This is a genomic window from Janibacter cremeus (genome assembly GCF_013409205.1).
GTDB classification, from domain to species: domain Bacteria; phylum Actinomycetota; class Actinomycetes; order Actinomycetales; family Dermatophilaceae; genus Janibacter; species Janibacter cremeus.
Genome location: NZ_JACCAE010000001.1, coordinates 2832852 through 2847371, shown reverse-complemented (window position 1 = coordinate 2847371; position 14520 = coordinate 2832852). Strand labels below are relative to the sequence as shown.

Genomic DNA, 14520 nt, shown 5'->3' with positions numbered 1-14520 from the left:
TCGACGGCTCAGATCTTGCTGACCTTGATCCGCACGGGCTCGCTGCCGGAGAGGTCGGCCTGCGTGACACCGTCACCCAGCGCCAACGCCTCGAGGTTCGGCGCGGAGCCGAACTGGCTCGCGAGCGTCTCCTCGAGGACGAGGTTCTGGTGCGTGGCGACTGCCTCCCAGACCGGTTGACTGCCGGTGATCGTCAGGCTGATCCGGTCGGAGACGTCCAGGCCGGCATCACGACGAGCTTGCTGGACCGCGCGGATGACGTCGCGGGCCAGGCCCTCGGCGGCCAGCTCGTCGGTGACCTCGGTGTCCAGGACGATGAAGCCACCGATGGCGGCGGGCAGCATCGCGGTGGCGCGCTGGCTCCCTTCGTCATCCGCCGCGACGGTCTCGAGCGCGTACTCGCCCTCGACCAGCTCGATGCCGCCGGAGGTGACGGTGCCGCCCTCGGCGACCGACCAGTCCCCCGACTTCGAGCCCTTGATGGCCACCTGGACCTGCTTGCCCAGACGCGGGCCGGCGGCGCGGGCGTTGACGGCCAGCTTCTGGCTCACGCCGAACTCCTCGGCGGCCGGGTCGGTGATGTCGAGCAGGCTCACCTGACGCACGTTGACCTCATCCGCGACGATCGCACCGAAGTCGGCGAGCGCGGCCGCCTCCGGTACGACGACCGTGAGGTCACGCAGGGGCAGGCGGTTGCGCAACTTGTTGGCCTTGCGCAGCGCGCTCGCTCCGGAGCAGACCTCCCGCGCCGCGTCCATCGCCTGGACGAGGTCGTGGTCGGCGGGCAGCTGGGTCGCGTCCGGCCAGTCGGCGAGGTGCACGGAGCGCTCCCCCGTCAGGCCCCGCCAGATCTCCTCGGTCGTCAGCGGGAGAAGGGGGGCGGAGACCCGGCAGAGCACCTCCAGTGCCGTGTAGAGGGTGTCGCAGGCACGCTTGGCGTCGGCCATCGAGTCGGACACGGTGTCGGCATCCGCTGCATCGGTGGCCCAGAACCGCTCCCGGCTGCGCCGGATGTACCAGTTCGTCAGCACGTCGGTGAAGGAACGGGTGCTGTCGCAGGCACCGGCGATGTCGTACTCGTCCAGGCGCGCGGTGGCCTCCTCGACGAACTCGCGCAGCTTGGCCAGCAGGTAGCGGTCCAGCGGGTCGGTGGAGTCGGTCGACCACGTCGCCTCGTAGCCGGACCCGAGTGCGTTGGCGTAGAGGGAGAAGAAGGAGTAGCTGTTCCACAGCGGGATGAGGACCTGGCGCACGCCCTCCCGGATGCCCTGCTCGGTGACGACGAGGTTGCCACCGCGCAGGATCGGGCTGGACATGAGGAACCAGCGCATCGCGTCGGCGCCGTCCCTGTCGAAGACCTCGTTGACGTCGGGGTAGTTCTGCAGGGACTTCGACATCTTCTGCCCGTCGTTGCCCAGGACGATGCCGTGGCTGACGACGGAGGAGAAGGCCGGCCGGTCGAACAGCGCGGTCGCCAGGATGTGCAGCGTGTAGAACCAGCCGCGCGTCTGGCCGATGTACTCCACGATGAAGTCGCCCGGGAAGTGGTGCTCGAACCACTCCGCGTTCTCGAAGGGGTAGTGCACCTGGGCATAGCTCATCGAGCCGGAGTCGAACCACACGTCCAGCACGTCCTCGACGCGGCGCATCGTGCTCCTGCCGGTCGGGTCGTCGGGGTTGGGCCGGGTGAGGTCGTCGATGAAGGGACGGTGCAGATCCGGCTCACCCTCGGAGTCCACGGGCAGCCGGCCGAAGTCGCGCTCGATCTCCTCGAAGGAGCCGTAGACGTCCAGGCGCGGGTGGGCCGGGTCGTCGGACTTCCACACTGGGACGGGACTGCCCCAGAAGCGGTTGCGGGTGATCGACCAGTCGCGGGCGTTCTCCAGCCACTTGCCGAACTGGCCGTGCTTGACGTGCTCGGGCACCCAGGTGATCTGCTCGTTGTTGGCGAGCATCCTGTCCTTGATCGCCGTGACCTCGACGAACCAGGACTCGACGCCCTTGTAGATCAGCGGCTGGCGGCAGCGCCAGCAGTGCGGGTAGGAGTGCTCGTAGGACTCACGGCGCAGCAGGATCGTGCCGGGGCTGATCGAGTCGGCCTGCTCCCCACGCGTGGTCGCCTTGAGCGCGTCGATGATCGGACCGTTGGCGTCGAAGACGAGCAGGCCCGCGTAGTCGGTGACCGGCGCGGTGAAGGTGCCGTCCTTGGCCACCGGCATGACGGCCTCGATGCCCTCGCGGTCGGTGACCTCCTTGTCGACCTCACCGAAGGCGCCGGCGGTGTGGACCAGCCCGGAACCGTCCGTGGTCGTCACGGCGTCGTCGGCAGCAACGACCCGGAAGGCATTGGCGTGCCCCGCGTAGTACGACATCGGCGGCGTGTAGGTACGACCGACGAGCTGAGCACCGGTGTAGCGACCGACGATCGTGGGCTCGTCACCGAGCTCACGCGCGTAGGCACCCAGTCGGGCCTGCGCGAGGACGTACTTGGCACTCGCGCCCTCGACGCCGGGTACGGGCGCCTCGACGACGACGTAGTCGATCTCGGAGCCGACCATGACCGCGAGGTGGCTCGGCAGGGTCCACGGGGTCGTCGTCCACACCAGCAGGCGTGCCCCGTCCAGGACGGGGTCCTCGCCGGTGGTGTCCATCTGCACGCCGACGGTGACCGCGGGGTCCTGCCGCTGCTGGTAGACCTCGTCATCCATCCGCAGCTCGTGGTTGGACAGCGGGGTCTCGTCCTGCCAGCAGTAGGGCAGGACGCGGAAGCCCTCGTAGACCAGGCCCTTGTCGTACATCGACTTGAAGGCCCAGATGACCGACTCCATGAAGCCGGGGTTGAGCGTCTTGTAGTCGTTGTCGAAGTCGACCCAGCGCGCCTGGCGGGTGACGTACTCGCGCCAGTCACCGGTGTACCTCAGCACCGACTCGCGGCACTTGGCGTTGAACTTCTCGATGCCGAGCTCGCGGATCTCGTCCGTGGTCTTCAGACCGAGCTGCTTCATCGCCTCCAGCTCGGCGGGCAGGCCGTGGGTGTCCCAGCCGAAGCGCCGCTCGACGCGCTTGCCGCGCATGGTCTGATAGCGCGGGACGACGTCCTTGACGTAGCCGGTGAGCAGGTGGCCGTAGTGCGGCAGCCCGTTGGCGAAGGGAGGCCCGTCGTAGAAGACGAACTCGTTCGTCCCGTCCGTGCCGGGGTCGCGCTGATCGACCGAGGCCTGGAACGTGCCGTCGTCCTCCCAGTACCTGAGCACGTGCTGCTCGATGTCCGGGAAGGACGGGGAGGAGGCGACAGTGGTCGCGTCGGTGGTGGAGACCTTGGGGTAGGTCATCGCGGCGGCTCCGGGGGTGCTCGGCGTGGTCAACTCGTTGTCTGCCACGAGGACGATGGCTCGGCCACCGCGGTACCACCCCGCTTGTCCACCCCCTTCGCGCGAAGGGAGGAGACCGCTCTTGGTCGATCGGTCGTGACGTGACCATCCGTCCGGGTCTAGTGAGGTGCGTGTGCTGCTGGGCTGCCCAGCACCCGTTCTTCCGGAAGGCTCGCCGCTGATGACGGCTCGAACGCCTGTGGTCACCAGTGTAGGGCAGCGCGAACGAAGGCTGAGATGCCACTGCGTGCCGCGGACGCAGCCCCGAGTCCACACGGAGTACGATGAGGCCCAGCACTGCCGCGAGGCAGTCGCGCGCCTCAGGGGAAGCCGGTGGAATTCCGGCGCTGTCCCGCAACCGTGAGCCCACCGGGCGAGTCGGAAAACCTGAGTCGACGCGAGGCTCCACCACAACCCGTCGAGGACAGCGGGTCGAGCCCGACGCAGACCGCGACCGGGTGTAGGCACCAGTCCCAGCTCGAAAGGTCGCGACATGCGTTCTCTGCCCACCCTGGCCCTCACCGCCTCCATCGGCGTCGTGGGCCTGGCGCTCGCCCCGGCCGCGTCCGCGGCCAGCCCGGACGACTCCGTCGCCTACCTCGCCGCTGAGCTCGAGGCCGGCGGCGACCGACTCACGGGTTCAGGCGGCGGACAGACCTTCGACGACCTCGGACTGACGATCGATGCCGTCCTCGGGATGACCGCGGCCGGCACCGGTGGCGACGCCTCGGCCGCCGCCGCTGACTACCTCGTCGCAAACGTGACTGCGTACACCGGCGCCGGTGACGAGATCTACGCCTCGGCCACCGGCAAGATGCTCACCTTCACCGGCGCCCGCGGCCTCAACCCGAAGGACGTCAACGGGGTCGACCTCGTCGCGCAGCTGCAGGGTCTCGAGCAGGCCAACGGCCAGTTCACCGACCAGTCCGAGTACGGCGACTTCTCCAACACCCTCGGCCAGTCCTTCGGCCTCATCGGTCTGAAGCGCGCGGGGGTCAACCCCTCGACCGAGTCCGTCGAGAGCCTGCTGTCCCAGCAGTGCTCTGACGGTGGCTTCGTCCTCGACTACCCGGACGAAGGCGAAGAGGGCGTGGAATGCGTCTCCGACCCGGACGCGACCTCCCTCGCCGTCCAGGCTCTCGATGCCGTCGGGGGCCACGACACCGAGGTGCAGTCCGCGGCAACCTTCCTCGAGGACAACCAGGACGGTGCCGGCGGTGTCGGCGGCGGCACGTCGACTGAGGCGAGCAACGCCAACAGCACCGGCCTGGCGTCCGTGGCCTTCGGCCTGGCCGGCCGCGACGCGGCTCGCAGCAAGGCCCTCGGCTACCTCGAGTCGCTGACACTCGGCTGCGAGACCCCTCAGGTTGCCGGCGGTATCGCCTACGACCAGGCCTCCTTCGACGCGATGGGGGCCGACTCCGAGTCCGACGCGATCACGACCCGCGCCACGGCGCAGGCACTCATCGGCGTGACCGGGACGTCCTACGCCGCGGTCACGAACGAGGGTCAAGCCGCCGCGACCCCGGTGATCGACTGTGACAGCGCCTCGACCCCGACCGACCCCGAGCCAGGCACCTCCGAGCCCACGGACGAGGCCGAGCAGACGGGCGACGACGGCCAGAGCGACGACGCGAGCGCCCCGGTCCGTCCGGGAGTCGTGCAGACCGACGGTGGCTCCGCTGCGGGCTCCAGCACCCCGATGCTTCTCGGGGGCGCCGGTCTCGGCGTCCTGGCCGCAGGCGCCATTCTCGTGGCCCGTCGGCGTCTGGCCGAGCAGCGCCACTGATGCGCCGTCTCGTCGCTCGTCTGGGCCTGGCCACCCTGCTGGCCGGGGGCGGTCTGTCCATGACCGCCCCGGCCCAGGCGGCGGCCTGCACCGGTACGAGCGGCGTGACCGTCGTCGTCCAGAGCGGTTCCGGCGCCGATGTCCGGTGTGCCTCCGGCGACCACCCGTCGGCCCGCGACGCCCTGGTAGCCGCCGGCTTCTCCGTCGAGCAGGTCCAGACCCAGCCCGGCGCCGTTTGCAAGATCAACGGCCTGCCGGACACCCCCTGCGTGCGAATGCCGCCGAAGAGCCAGTACTGGGCCTTTTTCCACGCGCCGGCCGGCGGGTCGTGGAGTTACTCCAACACCGGAATCTACGCCTATGACCCTGCGCCGGGCACGGTCGTCGGCTTCAAGCTGGGATCCGGAGGAGCGCCGAGCATCGCCCCTCCGAAGGTGGCCGCTCCAGCACCCCCCAAGCCGAGCACAAACCCCAAGCCCAAGCCCAAGCCGAGTCCCCCGGCGAAGCCCTCGGCGCCCGCCAAGCCGAAGGCAACACAGGGCTCAGGGTCATCAAACGGCCCGGGGTCGAGCGCGCCGAGCAGCTCACCTGCCGCCGGTGGAGCGACGCCCTCGGGCGGGGACGGCGCCAAGCCGTCGTCTCCGGCGGCCTCATCCTCGAGTGCGTCCAAGGACGCCAGCGCGTCGAGCACATCCCAGGCCAAGAAGAAGAAGGCTGAAGCCAAGAAGAAGGCCGACGAGAAGAAGAAAAAGAAGGCCGAGAAGAGCAGCACGAGTTCGTCGTCGAGCACCACCGCGGCCAGCGAGTCCTCGACCTCCGGTGGCGACCCCACCGACACCGCGAACGCATCCAGCACGTCCGACTCAGCCGATGACGGTGGCGGCGCCCTCGTGCCGACCCTCGTCGGCGTCGCTCTGCTGGTCCCCCTGGGCGGAGCTGCCCTCGTGGTGGCCCGACGACGCGGAGCCTGACCCTCTTCGTGTCCTCGTCGACCCCCCGAGCGCTGCACCCCGGGGCCTGGTGGCTCTGGGCCATCGGACTCGCAGTGGCGGTGTCGCAGACGACCAACCCGCTCGTGCTGCTCATCGCGGCCGGGGTGGTCACCTTCGTCGTGGTCAGTCGGCGCTCGGACTCCCCGTGGGCCCGCGCATTCAAGCTCTACGCCGTCCTCGGGGCCTTCATCATCGGACTGCGCGTCATCCTGCACGTCCTCGTCGGCCTGAAGTGGGGCGAGATCACGATCCTGCCGCTGCCGCTGATCGAGCTGCCCAGCTGGGCTTCGGGTATCAACCTGCTCGGTGACGTCGGCCTCGAGGGTCTGCTCGCCGCGGTCTTCGAAGGCATGCGGCTGGCCACGATGATCCTGTGTGTCGGTGCGGCGAATGCGCTGGCCGACCCGAAGCGGATGCTCGCCGCCCTGCCCGGTGCCCTGCAGGAGATCGGCACGGCCGTCATCGTCGCGATCAGCGTCGCCCCGCAGCTGGCCCAGTCGGTCAAGCGGGTGCATCGGGCACGCCTGCTGCGCGGGGACTCCGCCCGCGGACTGCGCGCGTTTCGCCGCGTCGCGATGCCCGTCCTCGAGGACACCCTCGAACGGTCCATGGCCCTGGCCGCGTCGATGGACTCCCGTGGGTACGGGCGACGAGGTGAGGTCTCGCGCGGTCAGGACCATCTGACCGGGATCTTCACCCTCGGCGGCCTGCTCGGGATGTCCGTCGGCAGCTATGGCCTGCTCGACCGGGAGAGCCCGGACTGGGTCGGCCTTCCGCTCCTCCTCGTCGGCATCGGCCTCGGCGGCCTGGGCCTGGCCCTCGGCTCGAAGGCCGTCTCCCGCACGGTGTACCGCCCGTCACCGTGGCGGGCGCCGGAGACTCTCACCGCGGCCTGCGGGCTGCTCGCCGCAGCCGCCGCCTTCGCCAGCCTGAGGTGCGAGCCGAGTGCGCTGACGATGCCGTTGAACCCCATCGGGCCACCACCACTGCCGTGGCTGATGACTGCCGGCCTGCTCGTCGCCGCACTCCCCGCAGTGCTCACCCCACCACCCCCGCTGGCCCGGGTGCGTGACCGGCCGCGACGCCGCGTGGACCCCTGCGAGAGCGAAGGGAGTCCGGCATGACCTGGGCGCCGGACCACTCGATCCTCTTCGAGGACGTGACGATCACCTACGACGGTGCCGCCACCCCGGCGCTGACCGGGGTCGACATGGCGGTCGAGGAGGGCGAGCTCGTCCTCGTCATCGGCCGGACCGGCTCCGGCAAGTCGACGCTGCTGCAGGCGATCAACGGCCTCGTGCCGCACTTCACCGGCGGCCACCTCGACGGTCGCGTGCTCGTCGCGGGACGGGACACCGCCACCCACCGCCCGCGCGACCTCGCGGATGTCGTGGGGGTCGTCGGGCAGGACCCGCTCGCCGGATTCGTCACCGAGCACGTGGAGACCGAGCTGGCCTACGGCATGGAGCAGCTCGGCCTGCCGCCCGCGACGATGCGCCGCCGGGTCGAGGAAGTCCTGGACGTCATGGACATCGCAGAGCTGCGCGATGCGCCGCTGCGCGACCTCTCGGGGGGCCAGCAGCAGCGGGTGGCCATCGGCTCCGTGCTGACCCAGCACCCCCAGATCATCGTGCTCGACGAGCCGACGTCCGCACTCGACCCGACGGCCGCGGAGGACGTGCTCGCCGCGATCTCCAGACTCGTGCACGACCTGTCGACGACCGTCGTCGTCGCGGAGCACCGGATCGAGCGCGTCATCCACCACGCCGACTCCGTCGTCCACGTCGCCGACGGACGCGTCGAGCACGGCAGCCCGGCGCAGATCATGGCGCGCTCGAGCGTCGCGCCGCCCGTGGTCGACCTGGGGCGGCTGGAGCACTGGTCCCCGTTGCCCCTGTCCGTGCGGGATGCTCGCCGGGCTGCCGGGCCGCTGCGCCGTCAGCTCGGTGAGGTGGCGCCCCCCACTCCCCCGCCGGCTCGGTCCGGTGGTCTCGAGGCGAAGGGGGTCACCGTCACCCACGGACGGCTGGTCGCCGTCGACGACATCGACCTGGCGCTGCGGCCCGGGACGATCACCGCACTCATGGGCCGCAACGGGGCCGGCAAGTCCTCCCTGTTGTGGGCTCTGCAGGGCTCCGGGGCCCGGACCCGGGGCACCGTGTCCGTCACGGCCCCGGAGGGCGACCTCGACCCAGCACAGCTCAAGCCGGCCGAGCGCCGCGAGCTGGTGGGGCTGGTGCCCCAGACGGCCAGTGACCTGCTCTATCTCGAGACGGTGGGCGCGGAGTGCGCGCGTGCCGATGCCGACTCCGCGGTCACCGACGGCACCTGCGCCGATCTGCTCGAGCAGATCGCACCGGGCATCCCCACCGATCGGCACCCGCGCGACCTGTCGGAGGGGCAGCGACTGGCCCTCGTGCTGGCCGTCCAGCTCACAGCCGACCCCCCCGGTTCTCCTGCTCGACGAGCCGACCCGAGGCCTGGACTACACCGCCAAGAGTGCGCTGCACCGGGCCCTGCAGGGCCTCGCCGCCCGCGGACGCACGGTCCTGCTGTCGACCCACGACGTGGAGTTCGTCGCCGAGGCCGCCGACCGAGTCGTCATCATGGCCGACGGTGAGGTCATCACCGACGGCGCGACGGCCGAGGTCGTCGTCTCCTCCCCCGCCTTCGCCCCACAGGTCGCCAAGGTCCTCGCGCCCGCGCCGCTGCTCACCGTGGATGACGTCCGGGCCGCGCTGGCCGCACGGCGGACGGGCGAAGGGAACCTCTCATGAGTCGCTCGACGGCGATCGAGTTGCGCCCCCGAGCACTGGTCGCGATCGGCCTGACCAGCGTGGCCGGGATCGTCGCCTTCCTCTGGCCCCTGTTCATCTCCGAGGATGCGGCACTGGCCCACTCCGGCGATGCTCCGCTCGTATTCGCCGGAATCCTCGTCGGTGTCCTCGCGGTCGTCCTCGCAGAGGTCAGCGACGGCGGACTGGACACGAAGGCGGTGGCGATGCTCGGGGTGCTCTCTGCGGTCGGTGCCGCCCTGCGCCCCCTCGGGGCGGGCACCGCCGGCCTCGAGACGGTCTTCTTCCTGCTCATCCTCGCCGGACGGGTCTTCGGGCCGGGGTTCGGCTTCATCCTCGGCGCGACGACGCTGGCATCGAGCGCCCTGCTCACGGCCGGCGTCGGGCCGTGGCTGCCCTTCCAGATGCTGGCTGCGGCGTGGGTCGGTCTCGGGGCAGGGATGCTCCCGCGCCTGCGCGGGGCGGGCGAGATCGCCCTGCTCTGCACCTACGGGGCCGTCACGGGTCTGCTCTACGGCGTCGCACTGAACTTCTCCTTCTGGCCCTTCACCGTCCAGGGCGAGGAGTCGCTCTCCTTCGTCCCCGGTGATCCGGTGCGGGAGAACCTGACCCGCTTCTTCGCCTTCTCGCTCGCCACCTCACTGGGGTGGGACCTCGGGCGGTCACTGACGAACGTCGTGCTCATCTCCCTCACCGGGCGGCCGATCCTCGCCGCACTGCGCCGCTCCGCCCGCCGGGCCTCCTTCTCCCCACGGTGACGGCCTTCCCACCGGGGCCCACGCGAAGCACACAACTGCGGTGTCTGCGAGAATCGCGACCATGCCGACGGACCTCGACCGACATGAAGCGTGGCTCAGCCGCGAGGACCTGGACAACATCCGCGGACGGGTGCCCATCCTCTACGTCGCGGCCGTCCCCGTGCGCGTGGCCGACAACGGCTCGGTGACCCGCGTCGGGCTACTCCTACGGGCCTCGGACACGGGGACGATGGATCGTGAGCTGATCGCCGGGCGGGTCAACTACCACGAGCAGGTGCGCGACGCCCTCGTGCGTCACCTCGAGAAGGACCTCGGACCGATGGCCCTGCCGTCGGTGCCCGCATCACCGGTGCCCTTCACCGTCGCGGAGTTCTTCCCCACGCCGGGGGTCACGCCCTTCCACGACCCGCGCCAGCACGCGGTCGCGCTGAGCTACATCGTGCCGGTACGCGGTGACTGCGCCCCGCAGCAGGACGCCCTCGACCTCGCGTGGCTCACGCCGGAGGAGGCCGGCGAGACCGGTCTGCAGGCCGAGATGGCCGGAGGGCACGGCGCGCTGCTCCAGCAGGCGCTGGCGCACCTGGGGCACAGCGGCTTCTGAGCCGCCCGCCTACTTCTTCCTGCTGAACTGGTCCTTCTTGCGACGCATGTCGCTGAAGTCCTTGGTGTGGGCCTCCTCGTACGTCGGTGCCGTGCCGCCGAGGCGGGCCGGGTGGAAGCGCAGCGCCTCCCCCGTCGGCTCCGGGTAGGCAGCGATGGTCTCGTCGAGCATCCGCTTCATCACCTCGCGAAGGTGGGTGGTCACCTCGGCGACGTCGTCGTCCGGGCCGATGTGGATGGGGTCCCCGATCGTGATGTGGATCGGCGTGCCGGTCCGGCCCAGCCGCTTGGGCACGTCCTTGGTCCAGATGCGCTGCGCCCCCCAGACGATGGTCGGCAGGATCGGCACGCCGGCGTCCTGGGCCATGCGTGCGGAGCCGGACTTCAACTCCTTGATCTCGAAGGAACGGGACATCGTCGCCTCCGGGTAGACACCGACGATCTGTCCCTGACGCAGCCGCTGGGTCGCCTCGACGAGGGCGCCGGCGCCGGCGTGACGGTCGACCGGGATGTGCTTCAGGCCGCGCATGATCGGGCCGGCGACCTTGTGCTGCCAGATCGACTTCTTGGCCATGAAGCGCACCCACCGCTTGCTCTTGCGGGCACCCAGCCCCGCGAAGACGAAGTCCATGTACCCGGTGTGGTTGATCGCCATGACGGCACCACCACGGCGCGGGACGTGGGCCTCACCCTTCATGGTGAAGCGGTAACCGTTGATGAGGAAGAGGGCCCGGGCGACGATGATGATCAACCGGTACAAGGGCTCGGGTGCACGCATGCCGACAGAGTACGACGTCTGCGCCCGAGGGTGGCCCCGACTGGCAGCGCAGTCGGCGCGGATGGGAAGATTCGGCTCATGACCGAGCACTCCCTGGCCCCTGACGCCGCCCGCATCCCGGAGCGTCCCTCCCTCGACGGGCTCGAGGAGAAGTGGGCAGCGGTATGGCGCGAGCAGGAGACGTACGCCTTCGACAAGGCTGGTGGGCGCGAGCGGGTCTTCTCCATCGACACCCCTCCGCCGACCGCGAGCGGGTCGCTGCACATGGGGCACGTCTTCAGCTACACCCACACCGACTGCATGGCGCGCTACAAGCGCATGCAGGGGTTCAACGTCTTCTACCCGATCGGGTGGGACGACAACGGCCTGCCGACGGAGAAGCGGGTGCAGAACTACTACGGCGTCCGGGGCGACTCCTCGCTGCCCCACGACCCGGACTTCACTCCCCCCTTCGCCGGGACGACGAAGACGATCAAGGCCGCCGACCAGGTCACGGTCAGCCGGCAGAACTTCATCGAGCTGTGCGACGAGCTGACGGTCAAGGACGAGGAGGCCTTCGAGTCCCTCTTCCGTCGGCTGGGCTTCAGCCTCGACTGGAACATCCAGTACCGCACCATCGACGAGCACTCCCGCGCGACGGCCCAAACGGCTTTCCTGCGCAACCTCGCCCGCGGTGAGGCATACACCGCCGAGGCCCCGGGCCTGTGGGACGTCACCTTCCAGACCGCGGTCGCCCAGGCCGAGCTCGAGGCCCGCGACCACCCCGGCGCCTACCACCGCATCGCCTTCCACGGCCCGAGCGGGCCCGTGCACATCGAGACCACCCGTCCCGAGCTGCTGCCGGCGTGCGTGGCGCTGATCGCGCACCCGGACGACGAGCGCTACCAGGGGCTCTTCGGCTCGAGCGTCACGTCCCCGATCTTCGGGGTCGAGGTCCCGGTCGTCGCCCACCGCGGCGCCGAGATGGACAAGGGCGCCGGCATCGCGATGTGCTGCACCTTCGGTGACCTCACCGATGTCATCTGGTGGCGCGAGCTGCAGCTGCCGACCCGCTCGGTCGTCAACCGCGCCGGACGGATCGCCGCCGAGGTTCCCGGCTGGGTCGCATCCGCGACCGGGACGCGGGTCTACCAGGAGATGTCGGGCAAGACCGTCCACTCCGCCCGCCAGGTCGTCGTGGACGCCCTGATCGAGTCCGGCGACCTCATCGGCGAGCCGGAGAAGACCCAACGCAAGGCGAACTTCTACGAGCGCGGTGAGAAGCCGTTGGAGATCGTCACCTCGCGCCAGTGGTACATCCGCAACGGCGGCCGCGACGCGCAGCTCAACGAGACCCTCCAGTCCCGGGGCGATGAGATCGCCTTCCACCCGGACTTCATGAAGGCGCGCTACAAGAACTGGGTCGCCGGCCTCAACGGCGACTGGCTGATCTCCCGCCAACGTTTCTTCGGCGTGCCGATCCCCGTCTGGTACGCCCTCGACGCGGACGGCGAGCCGCAGTACGAGTCACCCCTCGTGCCCCAGGAGTCGCAGCTGCCGATCGACCCGACGGCGAGTGTGCCGAGCGGGTACACCCAGGACCAGCGCGACCAGCCGGGTGGATTCACCGGTGACCCGGACGTCATGGACACCTGGGCCACCTCCTCCCTGTCGCCGCAGATCGCCGGCGACTGGCTGGGCACCGAGCGCGGCGAGAGCGACCTCTTCGACAAGGTCTTCCCGATGGACGTGCGCCCACAGGGACACGACATCATCCGCACGTGGCTCTTCGCGAGCGTCGTGCGTGCGCACTTCGAGCACGGCAGCGCCCCCTGGAAGAACGCCGCGATCTCGGGCTGGATCCTCGACCCCGACCGCAAGAAGATGAGCAAGTCCAAGGGCAACGTCGTCACGCCCGAGGACGTCGTCGTCGAGCACAGCGCCGACGCGGTGCGCTACTGGGCCGCCTCCGGGCGCCTGGGTACCGACGCCGCCTACGACACCGGTCAGATGAAGATCGGCCGCCGACTGGCGATCAAGCTGCTCAACGCGAGCAAGTTCGCGCTCGGGTTCGGCACCGTCGAGGGTGACCTCGTGGCCGCCGTGACCAACCCGCTGGACCAGTCGATGCTCGCCGGGCTCGCCCGGGTGATCACCGACGCGACGGCCGGCTTCGAGGGCTGGGACTACACGCGCAGCCTCTCGGTGACCGAGACCTTCTTCTGGACCTTCTGCGACGACTACATCGAGCTGGTCAAGGACCGTGCCCACGGCGGGGACGGACGGGACCCGGCGGGAACGGATTCCGCGCGCGCCGCCCTGCGCCTGGCGCTCGATGCCCTGCTGCGCCTGCTCGCGCCGATCCTGCCCTATGCCACCGAGGAGGTCTGGTCCTGGTGGCACGAGGGCTCGGTGCACCGCGCCACCTGGCCGACCGCCGACGAGCTTCCTACCGGCGGCAACCCGGCCGTCCTCGGCGCCGTCGGCGAGGCCCTCGGCCAGGTCCGCAAGGCCAAGTCCGATGCCAAGGTCGGCATGCGCAGCGAGGTCACCTCGGCCACGCTCGTCGCCCCGGCCGGAACGGCCGAGCTCGTCCGGGTCGGTGAGGCCGACCTGCGCAGCGCGGGGCGACTGACCGGGTCCTTCGGGCATGCCGAGGGCGAGGAGATCGAGCTGCGCGACGTCGAGCTCATCCCCTTCGTCAAGCCGAAGAAGAACTGAGCGTCCCCCCGACCGGCGCCCGGCGCAGCGCCTCCGGAGTCGGATCGGGACTCAGCTGCGGCACCCGCCACGGGGCCGTGGCCGGCACCCCGGCGCCCGCCCGACGGTGCCCGGTGGGCTGGATCAGGATCCATGGGACCGGCCAGCCGCCCAGGTCGAGGCGTCGCCGGGCGAACGCGTCCTCGGCCAGGGCCAGCACCCGGCCGGAGCTCGGCTCGTACACCATCAGCTCGCCGGGACGTGCACCCGGGACGACGAGGACGATGTGGCGCGGCAGCAGGGTGTTTCCCACGTAGAGGGCAGCCGGCTCCCCGTCGACGACGAGGTCGGTCAGCCGTCGGTACCGGGCGCGCAGCGACTCCTGCGAGTGGCCACGGACCGAGACCAGCCGATAGCGCGTCCCGACCCGTGAGGAACCGTGCTCCAGCTCGTGCTTCAGGCCCCACGGAGGTGTCCCCAGAGCCCGCGGCCAAGCCATGGCCAGTCCCCCGCCCGGGGTCGCCCAGCCATTCGTGCGGGCCTGGACGGTGCGCTCCCAGGACGCGAAGCGCTCGGCCTGCGTGCTGCCCTCCGCGCCGGGGACCGGGTGCCCCTCACCATGGACGACCCACCGAGCGAAGGGCGCGTCGACGAGCATCCGCGCCACGGTCGCGCACGCCGAGCCACAGGTCGTCGGGCTCTGCTGTCGAGGGCCCGATGACCCGGTCGTCAACCGGAAGGGTGCGCTCACCCGTCCA

At 70.4% G+C, this 14520-nt stretch carries 11 protein-coding genes and 1 riboswitch; of the genes, 8 read left to right on the top strand and 3 right to left on the bottom strand.

The window, feature by feature from the left end:
* Positions 1-8: 8 nt before the first annotated feature.
* Positions 9-3332, bottom strand: coding sequence for an isoleucine--tRNA ligase (gene ileS / locus BJY20_RS13525; RefSeq protein WP_185992617.1), 3324 nt, complete (start codon positions 3330-3332; stop codon positions 9-11).
* 363 nt (positions 3333-3695) lie between these two features.
* A riboswitch (cobalamin riboswitch) is annotated at positions 3696-3759 on the top strand.
* A 105-nt stretch (positions 3760-3864) separates the two neighbouring features.
* Here ileS and BJY20_RS13520 point away from each other — a divergent pair.
* The 7 genes from BJY20_RS13520 to BJY20_RS13495 all read left to right on the top strand — a co-directional run bounded on the left by BJY20_RS13520 (position 3865) and on the right by BJY20_RS13495 (position 10306).
* On the top strand, positions 3865-5160 hold the full coding sequence (locus BJY20_RS13520; protein ID WP_185992011.1) for a prenyltransferase/squalene oxidase repeat-containing protein: 1296 nt from the start codon (positions 3865-3867) through the stop codon (positions 5158-5160).
* Positions 5160-6131, top strand: coding sequence for a hypothetical protein (locus BJY20_RS13515; RefSeq protein ID WP_185992010.1), 972 nt, complete (start codon positions 5160-5162; stop codon positions 6129-6131). The genes BJY20_RS13520 and BJY20_RS13515 overlap by 1 nt, the downstream gene beginning before the upstream one ends.
* Before the next feature lie 8 nt (positions 6132-6139).
* Positions 6140-7276, top strand: a complete 1137-nt coding sequence (locus BJY20_RS13510; protein ID WP_185992009.1) for a CbiQ family ECF transporter T component — start codon at positions 6140-6142, stop codon at positions 7274-7276.
* Positions 7273-8772: an ABC transporter ATP-binding protein gene (locus tag BJY20_RS13505; RefSeq protein WP_246297160.1), complete on the top strand. Its 1500-nt coding sequence runs from the start codon at positions 7273-7275 to the stop codon at positions 8770-8772. The genes BJY20_RS13510 and BJY20_RS13505 overlap by 4 nt, the downstream gene beginning before the upstream one ends.
* Positions 8759-8929: a hypothetical protein gene (locus BJY20_RS16175; protein ID WP_246297159.1), complete on the top strand. Its 171-nt coding sequence runs from the start codon at positions 8759-8761 to the stop codon at positions 8927-8929. The genes BJY20_RS13505 and BJY20_RS16175 overlap by 14 nt, the downstream gene beginning before the upstream one ends.
* Entirely contained in the window at positions 8926-9705 is a 780-nt protein-coding gene (locus BJY20_RS13500; protein ID WP_185992008.1) for an ECF transporter S component, read from the top strand. Before BJY20_RS16175 ends, BJY20_RS13500 begins: the two co-directional genes overlap by 4 nt.
* Positions 9706-9766: 61 nt before the next feature.
* On the top strand, positions 9767-10306 hold the full coding sequence (locus tag BJY20_RS13495) for an NUDIX hydrolase family protein (protein ID WP_185992007.1): 540 nt from the start codon (positions 9767-9769) through the stop codon (positions 10304-10306).
* Between the two features lie 9 nt (positions 10307-10315).
* Here BJY20_RS13495 and BJY20_RS13490 read toward each other — a convergent pair whose 3' ends face one another.
* A complete protein-coding gene (locus tag BJY20_RS13490) occupies positions 10316-11083 on the bottom strand; it encodes a lysophospholipid acyltransferase family protein (RefSeq protein WP_185992006.1) in 768 nt (255 codons plus the stop codon).
* Positions 11084-11161: 78 nt separating this feature from the next.
* Between BJY20_RS13490 and valS the strand changes: the two genes are divergently transcribed.
* Positions 11162-13783, top strand: coding sequence for a valine--tRNA ligase (gene valS, locus BJY20_RS13485; RefSeq protein WP_185992005.1), 2622 nt, complete (start codon positions 11162-11164; stop codon positions 13781-13783).
* Here the strand turns inward: valS and BJY20_RS13480 are convergent.
* Positions 13764-14513 (bottom strand): hypothetical protein, encoded by a 750-nt coding sequence (locus BJY20_RS13480; RefSeq protein WP_185992004.1) that lies wholly within the window; start codon positions 14511-14513, stop codon positions 13764-13766. The genes valS and BJY20_RS13480 overlap by 20 nt on opposite strands.
* Positions 14514-14520: the final 7 nt, after the last annotated feature.